The following is a 19827-nucleotide window of genomic DNA, read 5'->3' as shown; positions in this document are numbered from 1 at the left end:
ACGTGCTGCGCACCGCCAGCACAGCACGTGGTGCTCTGGCAGGCGCGCGGTGGGTCAGCCGGGCCCGAACTGCAGCACCGCCTGCAGCGGTGGGCTCGCCAGCCGTCGACCGGCCAGGTCGGCCAGGAAACGGGGGCCGTCCTCGAAGGGAAGGACATCGGTGACCAGCGACGTGCGGATCTGCGCGCCGCGGTCCCGCAGCAGGTCGAGGGTGGCCGCCGCCAGCGCTGTGCGCGTCCATGTCCTCGCCATGCCTCGTGGCACCCGGCCGATCTGCGCGCAGACCAGCGCCAGGCCGTTGTGGTGGAACTCCTCGCCCAGCCGGACGGCCTCGGCACCGGCTTGGTAGAAGCCCAGGTCGACCACCGTGCCTTGCGGCCGCAGGGCTTTCAGGGCGGTGGCGAGGGCGACGTCGTGCCCGCGGCACTGGAGGACGACGTCGGCGCCGGCATCTCCTGGACCGTGCCGCCAGCGGTGCTTGGCCTCGAGCCAGCCGCGGCCGTCGGCGTCGTCGATGGTGTCGAGTCCGAGGGCGTCCGCGACCGCGCGCCGCTGAGCGGACGGTTCGGCGACGGCCACCGCCGCCGCACCGTGCCGGACGGCGAGCAGAGCGGTGAGGAGCCCGATGACGCCGGCACCTGTGATGAGCACGTGGCGGTCCCGGACGCCGGCGTCCAGGGGAGCCTCGGGCCCGGCGAGCGCCGCGGCGGCGTGGAGGAGGCCGTTGACGCAGATCGGGCCCATCTGCGCGAGGTAGATCCCGAGCACGGGATCGAGGTCGTCCGGCACCGTGATCGCCGTCGTGCGGGCGGGATCGGCACAGCGGCCGGTGCGGTGGCCGTAGGCCATGGCGACGCGAGTCCCGATCTGCAGGGCCTCCGTGTTGCTCTCGGTCACCCGGCCGACCTCCATGTAGCCGAGGCTGCGCTTCGGGTAGCCGTCCCGGGTGCCCACCCCGAAGGCCCGCAGGTCCGGGTCCCAGCCCAACCGGTGCTGCGGGTCGGTCCCGCGGACGAGGGCGACCTCGGTCCCGGCACTGATACCGGACCACTCGGTGGCCACCCACGCCTGCCCCGGTCCCGGCTCGGGCTCCGCGTCGTCCAGGATCACGGGCCGGCCGGGCTCGGCCACGCCGATGGACCGCACCCGCCGCTCAGCCATCCACGTCGCCGTCCGTGAGCCGCACCGGAACCCCCTCGCGGGCAGCGCGGTCGGCGGCGCAGGCCAGGACGTGCGTGCGCAGCGCCTCCCCGTAGGGGACACGGGCCTGCTGCACCCGGCCGAGCAGGACGTCGACGAACTCGCGGTCCTCCGTGGCGATCGGGTCCTGCTCGGACCGCAGGACCTCCTCGCCCTCGGCAGTGGTCACCCGGAGCTCGTGGTCGGTGAGCCCACGCTCGGACAGCTCGAGGACGCACCCACCCGTCACCACCTGGAGAGCGACCCGGTGGCGCCAGCCCAGCACCCGGGTGGAGGAGACGCTGCCCACCACCCCCGAGGCGAATAGCAGCAGCGCGGCGGAGGCGGTGGGGACGTCCTCCGGCCCCTCCGGGGCGCTTCGCTCCACGGCCGCCACCGTCTCGACCTCTCCGGCCAACCGGCGGGCGAGGTCGAAGATGTGCGTCGTCTGCTCCACCACCTGGCCGCCGGAGTGCCCCCGGCTCGGCCACCACGGGACCGGGGGCGTCTTGTCCAGCCAGTAGCCGGTGAGGAGGTGGACGGGCTCGTCGGCGAGCAGGTCAGCGGCACGCTGCACGACGTCGAGGTGCCGCCAGTGGTAGCCCACCGCGGTCGGGAGCGCCGTCCCCGCCAGCCGGCCGGCGACGGCCTCCGCGGTCGGCAGGTCCGACGCGAGGGGCTTCTCGACGAAGAACGGCAGTCCGCGGTCGATCGCCGCTGCCTCGAGGGCCCCGTGCGCGAACGGCGGCACGCACAACCAGACCGCGTCGAGATCCTCCGTCTCCAGCAACGCCAACCCGTCCCCGTACGGGCGTGCCCCGTACCGCGTGGCGGTCTCCTCGGCGCGCTCCGGCTGGCTGTCGGCGATGGCCACGACGTCGACCTCGGGCAGGTGGGCGAGAGCTCGCAGGTGCTGGCCGGCGATGAAGCCGCTGCCCACGCAGGCCACCCGCAGCCGCCTCATGCCGGGCTCCGGCCGTCCACCGCGCCTCCTCGCTGCCGACGACCCGCCGGGGCCGCGCGTCCGGCCCGTCGCGGTGACGGCGCCGGTGGGTCGGTGCCGTGCAAGCTACCGGCTGGGTCCGTCCGTCGCGCGCTGTGCGCCGTGGGCCGCCCCCCGTTGCCGTGGTCATCTCCGCCCCGCCGGATTCCCCGTACCGTCGGCGGCAGCCGACGACGAGCCCCTGCGGTCAGGCGCCACCGGTCCACACGAGCGGCCGGCGGGATCGTCCCCGCCCCACGAGGGCTCCGGCGGCAGCGCGCCCAGCGCGACTCGTCGATGAGGGCACGCATCGACGCCTGCCCATCGGCACCCGGCCCCATCGGGTGAGGGCCGGCCTCGAGGTGGCACCGGTCCGGGCCGGCGCGTTCCACCCTGGTCGGCATGACGTGCGACGACTGCCTCGAACTGGCCGACTTCTGCCGCTGCCGGTACCGACCCTGGTGGCGCCGGCGCAGCTAGCGGCGTTCGCGCCACTCAGCCGAGGGCGTCGGCGACGACGTCGGCCAGCACGTCCGTGCCCGCGGCCGAGGGGTGGGTGCCGTCGTCGCTCATGCCTTCGGCGAAGGTGCCGTCCGGGTCGGCCAGCGGCGTCCAGAAGTCGAGCAGCTCCACCCCGCGCTCGTCCGCCCAGGCGCGCAGCCGCTCGTTGAGGGCCATGGTCTCGGCGGGGAACTCGGCGCTCGGGGGGAGGGTGGCGAAGACGGGCGCCGCCCCGCCGGCCTCGATCTCCTCGGCGATCCGGGTCAGCGTGTCGATCGTCCCCTCGGCGCGGCCCTGCCGGACGTCGTTCGTGCCGGCGAGCACGAGCACCGTGGCCGGGCGCGGGGCGAGCGCCTCGGGCACCCGGGCGAGGATCTCGTCGCTGCGTTCCCCGCCGACCCCGAAGTTGCCGCCATAGGTGATGGGGGAGTCCTCGCGGCAGCCGAGCACGTCGACGTACGCGTCGTCGACCCCGATGGGCAGCGCCCCCACGTGGCTCCCGGCGGTGATCGAGTCGCCGAGGGCCACGGTGCCGCCCGGCTCGTCGGACGCGGACAGGAAGCACTCGAAGTGCAGGACCGCGTGCGCGAGCCGGTTGCCGGGGCTGTCGCGGACGAGCACCGAGGCCGCCGAGAGCAGGGCCAGCACCGCGACGACGGCCAGCACGACGCGCCTCCGGCCCATGGACCCGACGGTAGCGGCCGACCGACGGGCGGGTACCTGTGTGACCTGCGTAACCGCTGACGAGGTCGCGCGTTGGTCCGCGCACACCGCCCCCACCCGATCTGGAGGAGACGTGCGCCGTCTCGCTACCTGCGTCCTCGCCGCCGTCGCGGTCCTCACCGGCGTCGTGGTGGCGCCCTCGGCCCAGGCCGCGCCGGCCCCGCTGCGCTACGTCGCCCTCGGCGACTCCTACAGCGCGGCCTCCGGCGTCCTCCCGCCGGACCTCGCGGCCCCGCCGCAGTGCCTGCGCTCGACCCGCAACTACCCGAACGTGATCGCCCGCGCGATCGGCGCCCAGCTCACCGACGTGACCTGCGGGGGCGCGGAGACCGGCGACTTCTTCACCGGGCAGCACCCGGGGGTCGCCCCGCAGCTCCAGGCGCTGGGCCGCGACACCCAGCTGGTCACCATGACGATCGGCGGCAACGACAGCGGCGTCTTCATCAACTCGGTCCTGGCCTGCAGCTCGGCCGGGCTCAGCACGCTCGGCCAGGGCAGCCCGTGCAAGGACCGGTACGGCACCTCGTTCACCGACACGGTGCGCAGCACCACCTTCCCGGCGCTGGTGGAGGCCCTGCGGGCGGTGCGGGCGGCGGCGCCGAACGCGCGGGTCGCGATCCTCGGCTACCCCTGGATCGTGCCGGCCAGCGGCGGTTGCTTCGACCGCATGACCATCGCCGCGGGTGACATCCCGTACCTGCGCGACCTCCAGGCGACCCTCAACGACGTGGTGCGGCGGGCGGCGTCCATGTCCGGGGTCACCTACGTCGACCTGAGCCGGGTCTCGGACGGCCACGACGCCTGCCAGCCGATCGGCGTCCGCTGGATCGAGCCGGTGCTGCAGGGTCTGAACCCGGTGATCGTGCACCCCAACGCGCTGGGCGAGGCGGAGATGGCCGCACGCGCCATGGCGGTGCTGCGGCTCGACCGCCGCTGAGCTGAGCGCGGCGTGCGGCGGCCCGGTCGGGGAGGCGCCCCGGCCGGGCCGCCGTCGTCAGTGGGGGACGGCGCCCAGCCCCGGCTCGGGCGCGCGGCCGCTGCCGCGCCGCCGGGCGAGCCGGGCAGCGGCCGGCAGGGCGGCGTACCCGTCGGTGAGCCGCGACCGGGCGACGAGCGCACCGGCGCGGTGGGCGGCGATCGAGCGCAGGACCTCCTCGAACGCCGTCGCGACGACGTAGTGGGTGCCGTCGACCAGGTGGACGACCGTGTCGGCGTGGCGCTCGATCCGCTCGATCTGGTCGGGGTCGACGGAGAAGTGCTCGCCGTTGCGGCAGGTCACAGCGATCACGAGGCGGTCCTTTCGCACTCGTCGGCCCGGGGACCGGTGGGCCGGTCCGGAGGTCGGTCCGGCACGGGGGCCATCGGCAGGCCGGGGCCGGTGCTGGAGGCGGCGAGCGCGGGAAGCGCCCGAAGGGGTGAGCGGACCGGGCTCAGAAGCCGAACAGCAGCCCCAGCCCGCCGAGGGTGAGCAGCACCATCACGACGACCAGCGGGAGCTGGTCGGACGCCCGCGCGTGCCGGGCCGAGAGCAGCGCGCGCTCGTGCGCCAGCGTCACCCCGGCGACGTGGCCGGCGATGATCGCCCCCACCTGCACCAGCGCGATCGCGTCCGAGCCCACCGCGGTGAGGTCGACCCGGTTGCCGTAGGTGCCGAACAGGTCGACGCCGGACGCGCCGAACGGGTTGCTCACCAGGATCCAGGTCCGCTGCCCGTCGAGGAGCAGCAGGCTGAAGTAGTGCGCGACCGTGTAGCCCAGCGCGATCGGGATGACGGTGGCCGCGTACCGCCCCGGCTGGACGCCCGGGTCCTGACCGGCCAGCCGACCGGAGAGCCGGGTGCCCAGCGCGTAGAGGACGGCGACCACGGCGATCGACGCCAGCAGCCCCACGGTGCCCGAGAGCGCGTCGTCCCCCGCCCCCGGACCGGTCTGCCACCACACCGTGCGGGTGAGCCCGTCGAAGCCGGTCGAGCCCAGCAGCACGACCACGAGGGCGGCCAGCCCCGGTTCGGCCGGGGTGGCGAGGGCGTTGGCGAGCGGGTTGCGCAGCACCAGCCGGCCGTCGTCCCGCCGTCCCCAGGGGGAGAGTCGGGCGACCAGCGCGGAGTAGGCCTCGAACCCGTCGCCGCGGGCGAACCACCCCTCGCCGAACCACAGCGACAACGCCACGTGCACGAAGGCGTGCAGCAGCAGGAACACCGCGACGGTCACCGGCTCGGCGCGGCCCGGGAAGACCAGTTCCAGCCAGACGAAGACCAGGAGGGAACCCGCGGCGGGCCAGACCCCCAGGGAGGCCAGCCGTGCGGCGCCGGGTGGCGCGGGCACGGCGGGGCGCAGCAGGCGGTGCAGCAGCCGGAGCGGGTTCGCCACCCGCCAGACCGGCCCGAGGAGCAGGCTCGCCGGCACGAGCCCCACCCAGAACGTCACGTACAGGACCCAGGGCGCCAGGTTGCCCGAGGTCTCGTCGGGCCCGAGCAGCGCGACCGCGACGACGAAGGCCGAGACCGCCAGCGCCAGCGCCTGGAGCCCCCGCCGCAGCGGGGCGCCGTCGAGGAGCCGCTGCAGGCCGGCGGGCAGCGGGCGGCCCGACTCCGGGCCACCCAGCCGCGGCGTGCGCCAGAACAGCAGCAGGACGGCGAAGCCGACCAGGATCGCCGCGCCCGCGCCGTACAGCGCGAAGCCGATCGGGATCGGGAGGTCCGTGCGCGAGCCGACCCCGTGCGCGAGGAGGCTCACCCGACCTGCAGCGTGAGCAGCACCGTCCCGGCCCGGTGCAGCTCCAGCTCGAACACCCCGGGGATCGTGGCGTCGAACGCCAGCTCCGCCGGCTGCCCCGGGACGAGGCCGGCCAGGACGTCGTACCCGTGCAGGTGGGCCTCGTCGGCGACGTCGGAGGTGACGACGACGGTGACCGGCTCGCCGACCGGCACCGGCACCCGGCTCGTGCCGCCGGTGACCTGGCCGTCGGCGTACCGCACCTCGATCCGCCGGCCCGCCGCCTCGGACGGGGGGGCCGGCGGGGAGCTGCCGCCGGGGGTGGTCGCCACGGCGGAGACGGCGGCCGGTGCCGCCGTCCTCTCGCCGGCGGGGGCCGGCGTGCCGGCGCAGCCGGCCAGCACCAGCGCCAGCGGCACCAGGGCGGCGGCTGCCGCCCCGCGGCGGGTCACCGGCGCACCGCCCCGGTGGTCACGCGCTCCAGGGGGCCGTCGGCAGGGGCGTCGGCGAACGGCTCCGCCACGGCGGCGCGGCGGGCGTACCGGCCCACGCCCCAGGCCATCGCGGCGACGAGCGCGAGCGTGCAGGCCAGGACCACGAGGTTCGCCACCAGCCAGAGGCCACCGCCGGCGTCCTTCAGCTCCCGCTGCAGGATGTCGATCTCGGGGATCGCGCTGCGGGTCATGCCGTCCTCGGCCGGGATCTCGTCGGCGGGGATGGCCTCGTCCCGCGGCAGGTAGATCGGGAACGCGGTGAGCACGCGCCCGTCGTGCACGCGCAGCAGCGTCTTCCACGTGCCGTGCAGCGGCACGGGCTCGGTCGTCCGGTACTCGCCCTCGCCGACCCGTTCCAGGGGGGTCACGACCAGGCCCTGGCCCTGCCACGCGGTGATCTGCACCCACGCGGGGTCGTCCGGGAAGCCGGCCGGGTCCAGCCGGACGCCGATCTGCGCGGTGCGGGGCTCGGTGGTGACCTCCTCGATGGTGAAGGTCGCCTCGACGTCGTCGGGCACGGTCGCGACCAGGCCGTTCGCGACCGCCGCCGCGAGCACGGCGAGGCAGGCCAGCAGCGCCCCGCGGGCGACGGCGGGACGCGGCAGCCGGCGGCGCAGGCCGGAGGCGAGCAGTGCCCCGAGCACGGCCCCGGCGACGCCGCCGGCGAGCGCCATGAGCGTGCCCTCGACCAGGATGTCGCTGCCCCAGGTGAGCTCCTGGACGACGCGGGTCCACCCGGCCTCGGTCGCGTGGCCGACGGTGCCGATGGCGACGCCGGCCAGGGCGCCGAACAGCAGGGGCCGGCGGGCCGGGGGGAGCGCCAGGGCCAGGAGCTCGACCAGGAGCGCCGACCCCAGGTAGAGCGGGAACGTGGGGACGATCTCGTCGAAGACCGGGCCGACGACCAGCGCGATGGCGCTGCGGACGACGAGGAAGAACGCCGTCGCGGCGAGCGCGCCGCCGCGGCCGATGAACATGCGGGCGGCTACCAGCGCGATGCCGGCGGCCGCGGCGATGAGGAACGGCTCCAGCACCAGCCGGAACTGCGGCACGTCGAAGTCGTACTCGCCCTGGAACACCGACATGCCCAGCAGCAGCCCGCCCATGGCCGAGGTCCGCCGGGCGAACCGCGCGGTGCGGCCGCCCGCCCGGTCCCCGTCGTCGGTGGAGAGCCCGCCGTGGCCCTCCTGCTCCAGGACGAGCAGCCCGATGATCGACAGGCCGGCGCCGCCGATCAGCATCAGGTGCGTGGGGCCCCACAGCGTCACGTCCTGGCCGAACATGCGGTGCCACACGTCGTCGAGGGGGAAGCCGAGCAGCGCGTAGAAGCCCGCGCACGTGAGCAGGATGCCGCCGACCGGGACGTCCCAGCCGCGGACGAACCGCACGGCGGCCGGGCCGGGCCGCTCGTCCAGCGGCATGGCGCAGGCGAGCACGCCGCCGGCGAAGACACCGAAGAGCCCGAAGAGGATGAGGTAGTGGGCCGGGTTGGCCAGCGGTCCCTCGTCGCGGCCCACGCCGATGTGCAGCGCGATGTCCCACAGCATCCCGAGCAGGGCCGTGAGCAGCGAGACCGTGGTGAGCAGGGTCGGGAGCGCCACCCAGGCCGGCGCGCCGGTGGCGGCGCCCAGCCGGTCGCCCACCCGCGTGAGCACGGTGGACCGCCGGGTGCGGTGCGCGAGGACCAGGGCCAGCAGGACCACCGTCAGGAGGGCGCCGATGCCCGTGGCGAGGACGACCTCGCCCAGGGCGGCACCTCCGGCCGGTCGTGTCTCGGCGGTGAGCAGCACGGTTTCCCTTCCAGGCATGTAGCTATGGAACATCAGTAACAGTTACATCGGCAACTGGTACATGGAACGAGCGACATAGGCTGAGGTGACGAGGAGAGGGGGAGCAGGTGAGCGCAGCACCGCCCGGGCCGGCCGGTGAGGACGCCGAGCGCGAGCTGACCGTCGACGAGCTGGCCGCCCGCGTGGGGCTCACCGTGCGGAACGTGCGGGCCTACTCGGCACGCGGGCTGCTGCCCCCGCCGAGGCTGGCCGGCCGCACCGGCTACTACGGCCGCGAGCACGTCGCCCGACTGCTGCTGGTGCGCGAGATGCTCGCCGAGGGCTACTCGCTGGCGATGATCGAGCGCACCCTCACCGGCGCGCCGCCCACCGCCAGCTCGGCCACCCTCTCGCTGCACCGGGCGCTCCTGAAGCCCTGGCTCCCGCCGGAGCCGGAGGTCGCCACGGGCCCCGAGCTGGCCGCCCGGACGGGCGCGCCCGTCGACCCCGAGCTGATCGACCAGCTGGTGGAGCACGGCATCGTGGAGCGGCTCGACGAGGAGCGCCTCCACGTGCACGACCCGGCCCTGCTCATGGCCGGGCTCCAGGTCGTGGGGCTCGGCGTGCCGGCCACGGCGCTGCTGGCGGCCCAGGCGCAGGTCGACGAGCACGTGCGGGCGATCGGCCGCACCTACGTCCAGTTGTTCGTCGACACCGTCTGGCGGGCCTTCGTGGAGGCGGGCGCGCCGCCGGAGCAGCTCGACGACATCCTCGCCACGGTCACCCGGCTCCAGCCGGTGGCGGCGCAGGCGGTGCTGGCGGCGTTCCGCACCGAGATGGCCGCGGAGGTGGCCGGCGCCGTGGAGGCGGCCCTGGGTGAGCTCGAGGACCAGCGGGAGCCCGGCGACCGGTCCGTGCCCGGGGGCTAACCGTTCGGCGGGCGGTCGGAGGGCTCGCCGTCGGCGATCCGCTCCCGGGTCCTGCCCTCGCGGTCGGCCTCGGCCGCCGCCTCCCGCGCGGTGAGCCGGCGGTCGCGCACGACGGCGCCGGCGACCAGCGCCACCAGGACGGCCGCGGGCACGAAGAAGCCGACGGTCCCGATGACGCTCAGGCCGTCCGTGGCGAGGACGTCGTAGCCAGGCACGGCCTCATGTGACACCGCACGATGACACGATGTCAAACGCAGGCGGCGTCAGTCGGAGCCGCGGCCCTCGCGCCAGTAGCCCATGAAGGCCACCGACCGGCGGTCGACCCCGGCCTCCTGCACCAGGTGCCGGCGCAGGCCCTTGACCACACCGGCCTCGCCGGCGAGCCAGGCGTAGACACCGGAGGAGCCGGCCGCGGCGGCGCCCTCGGCGGGGACCTCCCAGAGGATGCCCTCGTCGACGTCCACGTCGGCCAGGTCGGGCGCGGGGGAGGGGGCGATCAGCTCGCCCAGCTCGCGCACCGCGGCCAGGACGGCCTCGGTGAGCAGCTGCCCACGCGGCGCGGCGGGGGCGCCGTCGGCGGGCCAGCGGGGCAGCCAGGTGATCTCCACCCCGGCCGGGGCGGCGACGTCCAGGGCGTCACCGGCCGTCGGCACCTCGAGCAGGACCTTGGCGCGCCGGCCCGCGGGCAGGCCCTCGACGATCGCGCAGATCGCCGGCACCGCGGTCTCGTCGCCGGCGATCAGCAGGCAGGAGGCGTCGGCCGGCGGGTGCCACTCGAAGCCGCCCGTCTCGCCGGGGAAGCGGGCGTTCGGCGCGACCAGGACCACCTCGTCGCCGGCGGCGGCCTGCTCGGCCCAGGCGGAGGCGGGCCCGGTGGCGCCGTGCAGGACGAAGTCGACGTCGACCTCGCGGTGCTCGGGGCGCAGCGCCCGGACGGTGTACGTGCGGATCGGCATCCGGCGCTCCGGCGGCAGGGCGCGCCAGGCGCCGTACCAATCCTCGCCGGCCGGGCAGTCGAGGATGCCGCGCCCCGGCAGCGGCAGCATGACCTTGATCCGCTGGTCCCGGCCGTTGGACGTCAGGTCGTCCATCTCCGGCCCGGTGAAGGTGATCCGCAGGAAGCTCGGGCTGAGCCGCTGCACCCGCGCGACCTGCACCGGGAAGGTGCGGTAGGCGGGGATCTGCGCGATCTCGACGGTCACGGCGGCTCCCGGGCTCGGTCGGTGTGGGCGCCCCGCTTACTTAGGCTAGCCTCACCTGGCTTCCGGCAGTGTTCCACACCGACGCCGGCCGATCCAGATGCACATCCCCTGACCTGCGCCGTCCGAAGGAGAACGATGACCATGCGCCCCTTCCGCGCGACCGCCCTCGCCGTGGTGGCCGCCCTCGCCCTGGCCGCCTGCGGTGGGAACGCCGAACCCGACGACGGGGTGGCGGCCGCGGCGGCCGCCGGCGAGGCCGAGTTCCCCCGCACGGTCGAGCACGCCATGGGCACCACCGCGATCCCGGCGGAGCCGCAGCGGGTCGTCGTCCTGGACACCGGCGAGCTGGACTCGGCGCTCTCCCTCGGGGTGACCCCGGTGGGCGCGGTGACCACCGACGTCTCCGAGGAGTTCCTCAGCTACCTCGCCGACGACGCCGAGGGCGTCGAGGTCGTCGGCACCATCGCCGAGCCGGACCTGGAGGAGATCGCGGCGCTGCAGCCCGACCTCATCCTGTCCAACTCCGTGCGCCACGAGGCCCTGTACGACCAGCTGTCGCAGATCGCCCCCACGGTGTTCGCCGAGTTCCTCGGGGTGACCTGGAAGGAGAACCTCGAGCTCGCCGCCGAGGCGCTGGGCAAGGAGGAGGAGGCCGAGGCCGCGCTCGCCGAGTACGAGGAGCGGGCCGACGAGGTCGGGCAGGCCGTGGGGAACCCCGCGGAGACGACGGTCAGCCCGATCCGCTTCGTCGGTGGCCCGATCCGCGCCTACCAGCCGGAGTCGTTCATCGGCACGGTCCTGGCCGACATCGGCCTGGACCACGTCGACCTGCCCGAGGGCGAGATCCCCACCTTCGTGGAGCTGAGCCCGGAGGAGATCACCGAGGCCGATGCCGACGTCATCCTGTACTCGTCCTTCGGCCCGGCAGCCGAATCCGGTGAGGCGCAGGTCGTGGCCGGACCGCTGTGGCCGCTGCTGACCGCCGTCACCGACGGCCGGGCCTTCGCCGTGGAGGACGACGTCTTCTACACCGGTATCGGGCTCACCGCCGCGACCCTCCAGCTCGAGGCGCTGGAGGACCTGCTCGCCGGCTGACGCGCCGAGGGCCGCCTCCCGGTGATCGGGGGGCGGCCCTCCGTGCTCGGCCCCTCCGCAGGGTCCCGCGCCGAGCCTGCGACGCGTGGGGGGCAGAGGGGTCCTTCTTCAGGGCGTCTCGGTGGAGATCTGCGCGGCCAGGTACTGCGGGGAGCCCACCCGCTCGATGGCGGCGAGCTGCGCCTCGAACCAGTCGGCGTGCTTCTCCTCGTCGAGGACCATCTCCTCGAACACCGACGCGGTGCCGTGGTCGCCGAGGTCGTGGCACTCCTTGGCCGAGGCGTTGAACTGGGCGACGGCGGCCTTCTCGCTGTCGAGCGCGAGCACCAGCATCTCCTCGGCGGTCTCGCCCACGCGGATCGCGCCGAGGCGCTGCAGGTTGGGGTGGCCGTCGAAGAGCAGGATGCGCTGGATGAGGGCGTCCGCGTCGCGCATCTCGTCGATGGAGAGGTCGTAGTAGACCTTGCCCAGCTTGGGCAGACCCCAGGCGTCGAGCATGCGGGCGTTGAGGAAGTATGTGTTGGTGACCGTCAGTTCGAAGGTCAGTGCGTCGTTGAGCAGTTCGACCACGCGGGGGCTAACGGGCTGCACCGGATACTCCCAGCTCTCGCTCGGCCGAACGCTCGGTCGCGCGCCCGGCCCGGACCGGGCAATGCTGACACACCAGGTCGCGGAGCGAGTCGACGCAGTTGCCGCAGGTGCGCCCGGCCCCGGTCTCGCGGGCGACGTCGGCGACGCAGCGCGCGCCGTTGGCGATGGCCTCGAGGATGTCGCGGTCGGTCACCACGTTGCAGTGGCACACGTACATGGAGCGGGTCGCCTATCGCGAGACGGCAGGGCGGTGCTGCTCCGGCACCTGCCCCGGGCAACGGGTGCAGGTTAGCCTTACCTGACCGGCTTGCGCCAGACCACTGGTCAGGGCACCACGGCGGCGCCTAGGTTGCCGGCATGGCCGACCTGGCATCCCGCGCCCGCACCCTCCTGCGGCTCCACACCGATCCCCGCATCCTGGTCCTGGCCAACGTCTGGGACGTGACCTCGGCCCGGGTGGTGGCCGCCACGCCGGGGACCGGTGCCCTGGCCACCGCCAGCCACGCCATCGCGGCGTCCCTCGGGTACGAGGACGGCGAGCGCATCCCGCTGGACCTGCACCTGGACGTGGTGCGGCGGATCGCCGCCGCCGCCGAGCTGCCGGTCTCCGTGGACATGGAGGCCGGGTACGGCGACCCGGGCGGGACGGCGGCGCAGGTGATCGCGGCCGGCGCCGTCGGCGGCAACCTCGAGGACGCGCGCCGCCCGCTGGACGAGGCGGTCGCCGCGGTGGCGGAGGTGCTCGCGGCCGGCCGCGCCGCCGGCGTCGACTTCGTGCTCAACGCCCGCACCGACGTCGTCCTGCTCGCGCCGGAGGGCGCCGACCGCGCGGCCCTGCTGGAGGAGGCGGCGCACCGGGGCCGCGCCTTCCTGGCCGCCGGCGCGGCCGCGGTCTTCGTGCCCGGCGTCGTCGCCGCCGACGAGATCGCCGCGCTGGTCGGGGCGCTGGGCCGGGGGAGGCTGAGCCTGCTCGCCGTCCCCGGCGCCACGCCGCCGGTCGCGGAGCTGGAGCGGATGGGCGTCACCCGGGTCTCCACCGGCCCGTTCGCGCAGCGGGCCGCACTGACCGCCCTGCAGGACGTGACGGCGGAGCTGCTCGCCGGCGGGGTGCTGCCCGCGGGCACCCGGAAGCTGAGCTAGGCGGCTCGGCGTGCGGGGGTCGGAGCGGCTGACCGCGACGGCACCCCCGCCGGCGGCGGTCGAGTTGCGGCGGGGGAGCGGCGGGTAGGAGCCGGACGCCACCGACGAGAGGACACCCGCATGACCGACGACCTGCTACCCGGCGACCTGTTCGCCTACGAGTCGCTGCTGCCGGCCGAGGAGCGGGAGGAGCTCGCCGGCATCCGGGCGTTCCTGCAGGAGGAGGTCAGGCCCCGGGTCAACGAGCACTGGGAGGCCGCCACCTTCCCGATGGAGCTGATCCCGAAGTTCGCCGAGGCCGGCCTGGTCGGCCGGAGCTACGACACCGAGGGCTCCCCACGGGGGTCCCGGTTGTTCACCGGCTTCATCGCGCTGGAGACCTCGCGCGTCGACCCGTCGATGGCCACCTTCCTCGGCGTGCACAACGGCCTGGCGATGGGGTCGATCGTCACCCTGGGCTCCGAGGAGCAGAAGCGGCGCTGGCTGCCCGGCATGCTCGCCCTGGAGAAGATCGGCTGCTTCGCGCTCACCGAGCCGCACGGCGGCTCCGACGTCGCCCTCGGACTGGAGACCACCGCCCGGCGGGACGGTGACGAGTGGGTCATCGACGGCGCCAAGCGGTGGATCGGCAACGGCACCTTCGCCGACCTCGTCGTCGTCTTCGCCCGCGACGTCGCCGACGACTCGGTGAAGACCTTCGTGGTGGAGAAGGGCACCCCCGGGTTCGCCGCCACCAAGATGGAGGGCAAGTACGCGCTCCGCACGGTGCAGAACGCCGACATCACCTTCGAGGGCTGCCGCATCCCGGCGGAGAACAAGCTCGAGGGCGGCAACACGTTCAAGGACGTCAACCGGGTGCTCAAGCTGACCCGCGGCGGGGTCGCGTGGAACGCCGTGGGGTGCCAGATGGGGGCGTTCGAGGCGGCGCTTGCCTACGCGAAGGAGCGGGAGCAGTTCGGCCGCCCGATCGCCGGCTTCCAGCTCATCCAGGACCTGCTGGCGCGGATGGCCGGCAACGTGACCGCCAGCCTCGGCATGGCGGTGCGCGTCGCCCAGCTCCAGGAGGAGGGCGTCTTCCGCGACGACCACGCCGCGCTGGCCAAGAGCTACGTGACCAGCCAGGCACGGCAGACCGTGGGCTGGGCGCGGGAGCTCCTCGGCGGCAACGGCATCCTGCTCGAGCGGGACGTCGTCCGGTTCTTCAACGACGCCGAGGCGCTCTACTCCTACGAGGGCACCCGCGAGATCAACCAGCTCATCGTCGGGCGGGCGCTCACCGGGATCAGCGCTTTCACCTGAGCCGACGAGTGCGGCCCGGCCGCCCCGGGTCAGGGGGGCGGGCCGGGCCGCGGTCTCCGGGCGGTCTACCGATCGCCGCGACGTCCGACGCCGGCGGAGAAGACGGTCACCGAGCGCCGACCAGCCGGGTCGCGGACGCCGCGTCGGCGACCCAGGAGTAGCGGCCCACGGTCGTGGCCGCGTGGCTGTCGGTGGAGCCGACCAGGGTCACGCCGGCGGCGGCGAGGGCCAGCACCACGCGGGGCCCGGGGCAGCGCCACTTCTCGTTGACCTCGACCGTGGTGCCGGTGCGCACCGCGGCCCGCGCGATCGCGGCGATGTGCTCGTCGAGCAGCTCGCTCTCGTGCAACCCGATCTTGGGCAGCACCGAGAAGAGGTGGGCCAGCTGACCGCGACCGGCCCGCTCCATGGCCCGCACGGTCGCGTCGACGAGGAGGGAGAGCGCGTCCTCGGCGGACAGCCCGCCCTCCATCTCCTCGAGCGTGCGGCGGGGGCTCCACGGGCCGTCCAGCCCGGGGAACTGGTGGTCGGCGATGAGGATGCGGTCCACCCCGCCCGGCCCGACGAGGAGGTCGTCGGGGACGTCGAGGCGCCCGGAGGCGTCCAGGATCTTCGCCTCGACGCCGGTGAGCACCTCGAGCCCCTCGATGCGGGGCAGCGCGGCCACCTCGGCGAGGAAGCCGGGCACCCACGTCGTCGTCGACCGGACGTGGTCGACCATGCGGATGCTGGCCAGCCCGGTGTCGCGGGCGGAGATCAGGTTCTCCATCGGCGCGCTGACGGCGTCGGCGGACCAGGTGGAGTGCACGTGGTGGTCGGTGAGCAGCAGGTCGAGGTGCTGCACGGCGGTGGTCATCGGGCGGCCTCCTGGGCGACGACGTGGGACGGGGAGGGGAAGACGTCCGCCAGGCAGGGCCGGGCGACCCTCGGTGCCGCGGGGCGCAGCTGGCGCAGCCCGTCGAGGAACTCGAGCCCGGGCATGCCCGGCATCTCGATGTCGGTGATCGCCGCGTCGAACTCGGAACGCGAGGCCAGGGCCAGCGCCTCCAGCGGGTCCGCGCACGTGGTCACGGCCATGCCGCCCCGCTGCAGCACGGTGCGTACGAAGAGTGCGGTGTCGGGGTCGTCGTCGACGACCAGGACGTGCAGAGCACCGTCCACGGTTCCGGCTCCCGTCGGTCGGGTCCCCCGGGCTGGCCGGGAGGGGGAACGCGTGTGTCCCCGCGGGAGTTGACGGCCGCGACCGCGGGACCCGTGAGCCGGGCTCCCCACCCCTCACCCCATGGGGTGGGGCCGCCCCCGCGGGCGACGCGACGCCCGCTCAAGCCCACGGGCGCGCCTGCCGATCACCCGGTCAGGTGACCGGAGGACCAGCCTCGGCACGCACAGCGACCAGCGAGGAGGACGTCGTGCCGGAGCAGTCCGTGCTCGTGGTGGAGGACACCCCGGAGATCCGCGAGCTCGTGACCACCGTGCTCGAGCGGGCCGGCTTCGCCGTGCGGGCCGTGGGCACCGGTGCCGAGGCGCTCGAGGAGGTGCGGCGCGACCAGCCGGACCTGATCGTGCTCGACCTCGGCCTCCCGGACGCCGACGGCACCGAGGTGTGCCGGCAGATCCGCGCGGAGACGCCCTGCTACGTCCTCATGCTCACCGCCCGCGCCGAGGAGGTCGACCTGCTCATCGGGCTGGCCGTCGGTGCCGACGGGTACATGGCCAAGCCGTTCTCCCCGCGCGAGCTCGTGGCCCGGGTGCAGGCGATGCTCCGGTTCCCGCGGACCGGGCCGCAGCCGGCCGGGGCGCCCGCGCCGGTGGACGAGTCGGTGCGCCGGCTCGCCGAGCTGGAGGTCGACGAGGACAGCCGCGAGGTGCGGGTGGACGGCGCCGTCGTCGACCTCACCCGCACCGAGTTCGACCTGCTCGCCGCCCTCGCCTCGCGACCGGGCCGGGTGCTCCAGCGGGAGACGCTGCTGCGCGAGGTCTGGCACACCGACTGGGAGGGCAACCTGCGCCTGGTCGAGGCGCACATGTCGAACCTGCGCCGGAAGCTCGTGGCCGCGGGGCTGAACTCCCCGGAGATCAAGACCGTGCGGGGCGTCGGCTACCGGCTCGTCGCCACCGCCGCCGCCTAGCCGACCCCGAGCCGCCGCCGGGGCATAGGAAGCTGTCCACCCGCCTCGGGGCCGTAGGACGCCGGTGAAGCTTCCTATGCCCCCGGGGGTCCGGGCGCTTCAGACGCCGACGAGCTCCTGCAAGCGGGCCACCCGGGAGTGGGCGAGCACCCCGCGGCGGGCGTCGGCGGCGATCTCGCGGCAGATGGAGGCGACCTCCGGGTGGCCCAGCTGACCGCTGGTCCCGGCGAGGGCGTGCGCGGCGAAGGCGACCGCGGTCACGTCACCCGTGCGCGTGTGCCGGTCGATGGCGGAGAGCCGGGAGGGCAGCGCGTCGGCGTAGAGGTCCTGGAGCCGGGTCATCAGCTCGGCGTCCACCAGGTCGTCGTCCGCGCCGGCGTCCCCGGCCTGCGCGCCCGGCCCCGTGGTCCGGGCGCGCAGGAAGCCGAGGAGGCCGGCGCGGGAGACGATCGCGACGGTCCGGCCGGGGGCAGGGGCCGTCCGATCCGCGGGCAGGCTGCTCATGTCCGTGCGTCTCCTGCGTCCGGGTGGGCGCCGGTCGTCCGGCGGCACAGAGGACTCTGCGGGGCGAACCGCAGGCCGTCCGCGAGCGATGCGCAAGGAATCCGCAAGAACGGAAGGCCTCCGCCCTGCCCCGACAGGTGCGGGGCAGGGCGGAGGGGCCCGCGGCTCAGGCCGCCGCGGGGGCCGGGAGCGTCATGGTGAAGGTGGTGCCGACGCCCTCGGCGCTGACCAGGTCCAGCGTGCCGCCGTGGGCGGTGGTGATCGCCTTGGTGATCGTGAGCCCGAGCCCCACCCCCGGCACGGCGTTGCGCTGGGCGGTGGAGGACCGGAAGAACCGGGTGAACAGCTGCCCCTGCTCACCGGCGGGGATGCCCATACCGGTGTCGCTGACCGAGAGCTGCGCGAGCGGCTCGGCACCGGGCGCCCGGTCCGCGCGGAGCTCCCCGCCGGGGGTCCGCCACATCGGCCGCAGGACCAGGCGCACCTCCCCGCCGACGGGGGTGAACTTCACGGCGTTGGACACGAGGTTGTCGCACGCCTGCCCGAGGCGGACGGCGTCCCCGGAGACCACCAGGCCCTCGTCCGGCACGTCGACGACGATCTGCACGCCCGCGCCGGTGGCGGCCACCCGAGCGGTCTCCTCCGCGGCGCGGACGACGCCGGCCAGGTCGACGTCGGCCGGCTGCAGGGTGAACCGGCCGCTCTCCACCTGCGCGGTGAAGAGGAGGTCGCCGACCAGCCGGAGCAGCCGCTGGGCGTTGCGCTCCACCGTGGACAGGTACTGCCGCTGCTCGTCGGTGAGGGATTGGTCCTCGTCGTCCATGACCAGCTCCAGGTACCCGAGGATCGAGCTCAGCGGGGTGCGCAGCTCGTGGCTGATCAGGTTGACGAACTGGTCCTTCGCCCGCTCGGTGGCGCGGGCCTCGGTCATGTCGGTGCCGACGAAGTTCCAGCCGGCGTGCGCCCCGCGGTCGTCCGAGCGCGGGGTGATGGCGACCGACACGGTGCGGTGGCTCCCGTCGGCGGCGACGTAGGTCCAGTCACGGACGTCGCTGCCGTGCTCGCGGGCGGCGTGCACGAGCGCCTCCAGGCCGCTGCCGCAGCCGCGGTCCTCGGCCACCGCGGCGAGCTCCTCCGGCAGGTGGAAGTCGAGGATCGAGCGGGTGCGGACCACGTCCGGCCGGAGCACGCCCAGCATCTTCTCCGCGCCGGGGTTCCAGACGCGGATGGTGCCGTCCCGGTCGGTGCCGATGATCGACTGCTCGGTGACGGCGTCGATCACGCTCGTCATGGTCTGCGCCCGGGCGGCGAGGATGCGCGAGGCGGTGTCCAGCTCGTCGGCGCGGCTCCGCACCTGCTCGAGCAGCGCCGCCTGCTCCCGCTGCAGCTGGGCGATGTGGTCCGCCTGGGTGCCCAGGCGGCGGGTGTTCTCGTTGACGGCCAGGCTCCCGACGGCGACCACCAGCGTCCCCAGCAGCAGGTCGCCGGCGGCGGTCAGCGGGGTCGCGAGCACGGGCACCGCCAGGACCGCGGTGCCGCCGAGCACCCCGATCAGCACGCCGCGGCGGTCCGGCCGGGTGGCGAGGGCCCACAGCGGGCCGACGAGGAGCAACAGGGCGGCGGCGGAGCCGGTACCCGCGTGCAGGAGGGCGACGGCGCCCAGCTGCCCCACCGGGACGGCGACGGAGCCGACGAGGGGTCGCGAGCCGAGGGTGACCCAGGCGCCGGTGGCGGCCGAGGCGGCGGCCAGCCCCGCGAGCACGAGGCCGCGGTCGACGACGGGGACGGCACCCGCCAGCAGCAGCAGCGCGGCCGCGGCGAACAGCACCGTGCCCAGCAGTGGTCCGTGGAGGGCGTCCGGCGAGCCGGCCGGTCCGGTGGACCGACGGGTCCGGGGGCGGCCGGCGTCCTGCGGGCGATCGAGGACGGCGAGGCTCATGCCACCGGCCGCCGCACCGCGAGCGCCCGCACCTGATGCACGAGACCGGAGACGGTGGACGGCTTCGGTAGGTAGGCGTCGGCGCCCGCGGCCAGGCCGTGGGCGACCTCGTCCGGGGACGCGCCGGCCGACAGCAGCAGGATGCGGATGCCCGCGGTCGCGGGCGTGCCGCGGAGGGCGCCGCAGACCTCCAGGCCCGTCGCTCCCGGCATGGAGACGTCGAGGACGGCCAGGTCGGGCAGTTGCGACCGCGCCGCGGCCAGGGCCGCCGTGCCGTCGGGGACGGCGGCGACCAGCTCGCAGCGGGTCTTGCGCACGGCGAGGCACACGAGGTCGCGGATGTCGTCCTCGTCGTCGGCCACCGGCACGCGGACCGCGCCGCCCGGGGCCGGCCCGGCGGGCCCGCCGGGGGAGTGCAGGACCGTGTCCACGGGGACTCCCGTCGGTCGTGGGCCCCGCCCGCGGCTGGGGAAGGACCGGTGTCGTCGTCCCTGGGAGGAACGGCGCCCCGACGGGGGGCCTCCAGCTGGGGCCACACCACCTCACCCCTCGGGGTGGGGTGGCGGGCGCGGACAGGCTCCGGGGGCGGCGCGCGCGCGGCCGGGGGGGGGGCGGGGGGGGGGGGGGGGGGGGCGGG

The 19827-nt window shown here is 75.2% G+C and carries 22 protein-coding genes; 6 read left to right on the top strand and 16 right to left on the bottom strand.

The window, feature by feature from the left end; genetic code table 11:
* Nucleotides 1-54 precede the first annotated feature (54 nt).
* The 3 genes from ACI79P_RS20265 to ACI79P_RS20255 form a co-directional block, all read right to left on the bottom strand.
* A complete protein-coding gene (locus ACI79P_RS20265; RefSeq protein ID WP_456582864.1) occupies nucleotides 55-1161 on the bottom strand; it encodes a zinc-dependent alcohol dehydrogenase in 1107 nt (368 codons plus the stop codon).
* Nucleotides 1154-2143: a Gfo/Idh/MocA family protein gene (locus tag ACI79P_RS20260; RefSeq protein WP_456582863.1), complete on the bottom strand. Its 990-nt coding sequence runs from the start codon at nucleotides 2141-2143 to the stop codon at nucleotides 1154-1156. The genes ACI79P_RS20265 and ACI79P_RS20260 overlap by 8 nt, the downstream gene beginning before the upstream one ends.
* 513 nt (nucleotides 2144-2656) lie before the next feature.
* Entirely contained in the window at nucleotides 2657-3346 is a 690-nt protein-coding gene (locus ACI79P_RS20255) for an SGNH/GDSL hydrolase family protein (RefSeq protein WP_456582862.1), read from the bottom strand.
* Nucleotides 3347-3458: 112 nt separating this feature from the next.
* Here ACI79P_RS20255 and ACI79P_RS20250 point away from each other — a divergent pair, with 112 nt between their 5' ends.
* Entirely contained in the window at nucleotides 3459-4322 is an 864-nt protein-coding gene (locus ACI79P_RS20250; RefSeq protein WP_456582861.1) for an SGNH/GDSL hydrolase family protein, read from the top strand.
* Nucleotides 4323-4379: 57 nt separating this feature from the next.
* On the opposite strand, the gene ACI79P_RS20245 is transcribed toward ACI79P_RS20250, so the two are convergent.
* From ACI79P_RS20245 to ACI79P_RS20230, 4 genes are all read right to left on the bottom strand, one after another.
* Entirely contained in the window at nucleotides 4380-4673 is a 294-nt protein-coding gene (locus ACI79P_RS20245; RefSeq protein ID WP_456582860.1) for a flagellar FlbD family protein, read from the bottom strand.
* Nucleotides 4674-4815: 142 nt separating this feature from the next.
* Complete coding sequence (locus ACI79P_RS20240) at nucleotides 4816-6120, bottom strand: hypothetical protein (protein ID WP_456582859.1); 1305 nt, start codon at nucleotides 6118-6120, stop codon at nucleotides 4816-4818.
* Nucleotides 6117-6551, bottom strand: a complete 435-nt coding sequence (locus ACI79P_RS20235) for a hypothetical protein (RefSeq protein WP_456582858.1) — start codon at nucleotides 6549-6551, stop codon at nucleotides 6117-6119. The genes ACI79P_RS20240 and ACI79P_RS20235 overlap by 4 nt, the downstream gene beginning before the upstream one ends.
* The gene (locus ACI79P_RS20230) at nucleotides 6548-8401 is read right to left on the bottom strand and encodes a hypothetical protein (protein WP_456582857.1); all 1854 of its coding nucleotides are present in this window, start codon (nucleotides 8399-8401) and stop codon (nucleotides 6548-6550) included. The genes ACI79P_RS20235 and ACI79P_RS20230 overlap by 4 nt, the downstream gene beginning before the upstream one ends.
* Before the next feature lie 89 nt (nucleotides 8402-8490).
* Here ACI79P_RS20230 and ACI79P_RS20225 point away from each other — a divergent pair, with 89 nt between their 5' ends.
* Nucleotides 8491-9291 (top strand): MerR family transcriptional regulator, encoded by an 801-nt coding sequence (locus ACI79P_RS20225; protein ID WP_456582856.1) that lies wholly within the window; start codon nucleotides 8491-8493, stop codon nucleotides 9289-9291.
* On the opposite strand, the gene ACI79P_RS20220 is transcribed toward ACI79P_RS20225, so the two are convergent.
* Nucleotides 9288-9506, bottom strand: a complete 219-nt coding sequence (locus ACI79P_RS20220; RefSeq protein WP_456582855.1) for a hypothetical protein — start codon at nucleotides 9504-9506, stop codon at nucleotides 9288-9290. The genes ACI79P_RS20225 and ACI79P_RS20220 overlap by 4 nt on opposite strands.
* A gap of 48 nt (nucleotides 9507-9554) precedes the next feature.
* On the bottom strand, nucleotides 9555-10493 hold the full coding sequence (locus ACI79P_RS20215; RefSeq protein ID WP_456582854.1) for a siderophore-interacting protein: 939 nt from the start codon (nucleotides 10491-10493) through the stop codon (nucleotides 9555-9557).
* Between the two features lie 135 nt (nucleotides 10494-10628).
* On the opposite strand from ACI79P_RS20215, the gene ACI79P_RS20210 reads away from it, so the two are divergent.
* Complete coding sequence (locus ACI79P_RS20210; RefSeq protein ID WP_456582853.1) at nucleotides 10629-11588, top strand: ABC transporter substrate-binding protein; 960 nt, start codon at nucleotides 10629-10631, stop codon at nucleotides 11586-11588.
* Between the two features lie 108 nt (nucleotides 11589-11696).
* Here ACI79P_RS20210 and bfr read toward each other — a convergent pair whose 3' ends face one another.
* Entirely contained in the window at nucleotides 11697-12179 is a 483-nt protein-coding gene (gene bfr, locus ACI79P_RS20205) for a bacterioferritin (RefSeq protein WP_456582852.1), read from the bottom strand.
* A complete protein-coding gene (locus ACI79P_RS20200) occupies nucleotides 12166-12396 on the bottom strand; it encodes a (2Fe-2S)-binding protein (RefSeq protein ID WP_456582851.1) in 231 nt (76 codons plus the stop codon). The genes bfr and ACI79P_RS20200 overlap by 14 nt, the downstream gene beginning before the upstream one ends.
* A gap of 140 nt (nucleotides 12397-12536) precedes the next feature.
* On the opposite strand from ACI79P_RS20200, the gene ACI79P_RS20195 reads away from it, so the two are divergent.
* Both ACI79P_RS20195 and ACI79P_RS20190 read left to right on the top strand, forming a co-directional pair.
* Entirely contained in the window at nucleotides 12537-13319 is a 783-nt protein-coding gene (locus ACI79P_RS20195; protein ID WP_456582850.1) for an isocitrate lyase/PEP mutase family protein, read from the top strand.
* Between the two features lie 120 nt (nucleotides 13320-13439).
* On the top strand, nucleotides 13440-14618 hold the full coding sequence (locus ACI79P_RS20190; protein ID WP_456582849.1) for an acyl-CoA dehydrogenase family protein: 1179 nt from the start codon (nucleotides 13440-13442) through the stop codon (nucleotides 14616-14618).
* Nucleotides 14619-14724: 106 nt separating this feature from the next.
* Here ACI79P_RS20190 and ACI79P_RS20185 read toward each other — a convergent pair whose 3' ends face one another.
* Together ACI79P_RS20185 and ACI79P_RS20180 are read right to left on the bottom strand one after the other, a co-directional pair.
* Entirely contained in the window at nucleotides 14725-15474 is a 750-nt protein-coding gene (locus ACI79P_RS20185) for a histidinol-phosphatase (protein WP_456582848.1), read from the bottom strand.
* Nucleotides 15471-15779, bottom strand: coding sequence for a response regulator (locus ACI79P_RS20180; protein ID WP_456582847.1), 309 nt, complete (start codon nucleotides 15777-15779; stop codon nucleotides 15471-15473). The genes ACI79P_RS20185 and ACI79P_RS20180 overlap by 4 nt, the downstream gene beginning before the upstream one ends.
* Before the next feature lie 248 nt (nucleotides 15780-16027).
* On the opposite strand from ACI79P_RS20180, the gene ACI79P_RS20175 reads away from it, so the two are divergent.
* Nucleotides 16028-16747: a response regulator gene (locus tag ACI79P_RS20175; RefSeq protein WP_456582846.1), complete on the top strand. Its 720-nt coding sequence runs from the start codon at nucleotides 16028-16030 to the stop codon at nucleotides 16745-16747.
* 99 nt (nucleotides 16748-16846) lie between these two features.
* On the opposite strand, the gene ACI79P_RS20170 is transcribed toward ACI79P_RS20175, so the two are convergent.
* From ACI79P_RS20170 to ACI79P_RS20160, 3 genes are all read right to left on the bottom strand, one after another.
* On the bottom strand, nucleotides 16847-17251 hold the full coding sequence (locus ACI79P_RS20170; protein ID WP_456582845.1) for an Hpt domain-containing protein: 405 nt from the start codon (nucleotides 17249-17251) through the stop codon (nucleotides 16847-16849).
* Nucleotides 17252-17417: 166 nt separating this feature from the next.
* Entirely contained in the window at nucleotides 17418-19190 is a 1773-nt protein-coding gene (locus ACI79P_RS20165; protein WP_456582844.1) for a sensor histidine kinase, read from the bottom strand.
* Entirely contained in the window at nucleotides 19187-19621 is a 435-nt protein-coding gene (locus ACI79P_RS20160; RefSeq protein WP_456582843.1) for a response regulator transcription factor, read from the bottom strand. The genes ACI79P_RS20165 and ACI79P_RS20160 overlap by 4 nt, the downstream gene beginning before the upstream one ends.
* Nucleotides 19622-19827 lie beyond the last annotated feature (206 nt).

This window comes from Blastococcus sp. SYSU DS0510 (assembly GCF_054050835.1).
This window is presented reverse-complemented; position numbering and strand designations above follow the sequence as displayed.

Excerpts from the sequence above, each read along its gene's own strand:
- ACI79P_RS20260 (WP_456582863.1), bottom strand. The coding sequence starts at position 2,143 with ATGAGGCGGCTGCGGGTGGCCTGCGTGGGCAGCGGCTTCATCGCCGGC.
- ACI79P_RS20255 (WP_456582862.1), bottom strand. The coding sequence starts at position 3,346 with ATGGGCCGGAGGCGCGTCGTGCTGGCCGTCGTCGCGGTGCTGGCCCTG.
- ACI79P_RS20200 (WP_456582851.1), bottom strand. The coding sequence starts at position 12,396 with ATGTACGTGTGCCACTGCAACGTGGTGACCGACCGCGACATCCTCGAG.
- ACI79P_RS20165 (WP_456582844.1), bottom strand. The coding sequence starts at position 19,190 with ATGAGCCTCGCCGTCCTCGATCGCCCGCAGGACGCCGGCCGCCCCCGG.
- ACI79P_RS20230 (WP_456582857.1), bottom strand. The coding sequence starts at position 8,401 with ATGCCTGGAAGGGAAACCGTGCTGCTCACCGCCGAGACACGACCGGCC.
- ACI79P_RS20170 (WP_456582845.1), bottom strand. The coding sequence starts at position 17,251 with ATGAGCAGCCTGCCCGCGGATCGGACGGCCCCTGCCCCCGGCCGGACC.
- ACI79P_RS20185 (WP_456582848.1), bottom strand. The coding sequence starts at position 15,474 with ATGACCACCGCCGTGCAGCACCTCGACCTGCTGCTCACCGACCACCAC.
- ACI79P_RS20190 (WP_456582849.1), top strand. The coding sequence starts at position 13,440 with ATGACCGACGACCTGCTACCCGGCGACCTGTTCGCCTACGAGTCGCTG.
- ACI79P_RS20195 (WP_456582850.1), top strand. The coding sequence starts at position 12,537 with ATGGCCGACCTGGCATCCCGCGCCCGCACCCTCCTGCGGCTCCACACC.
- ACI79P_RS20265 (WP_456582864.1), bottom strand. The coding sequence starts at position 1,161 with ATGGCTGAGCGGCGGGTGCGGTCCATCGGCGTGGCCGAGCCCGGCCGG.
- ACI79P_RS20210 (WP_456582853.1), top strand. The coding sequence starts at position 10,629 with ATGACCATGCGCCCCTTCCGCGCGACCGCCCTCGCCGTGGTGGCCGCC.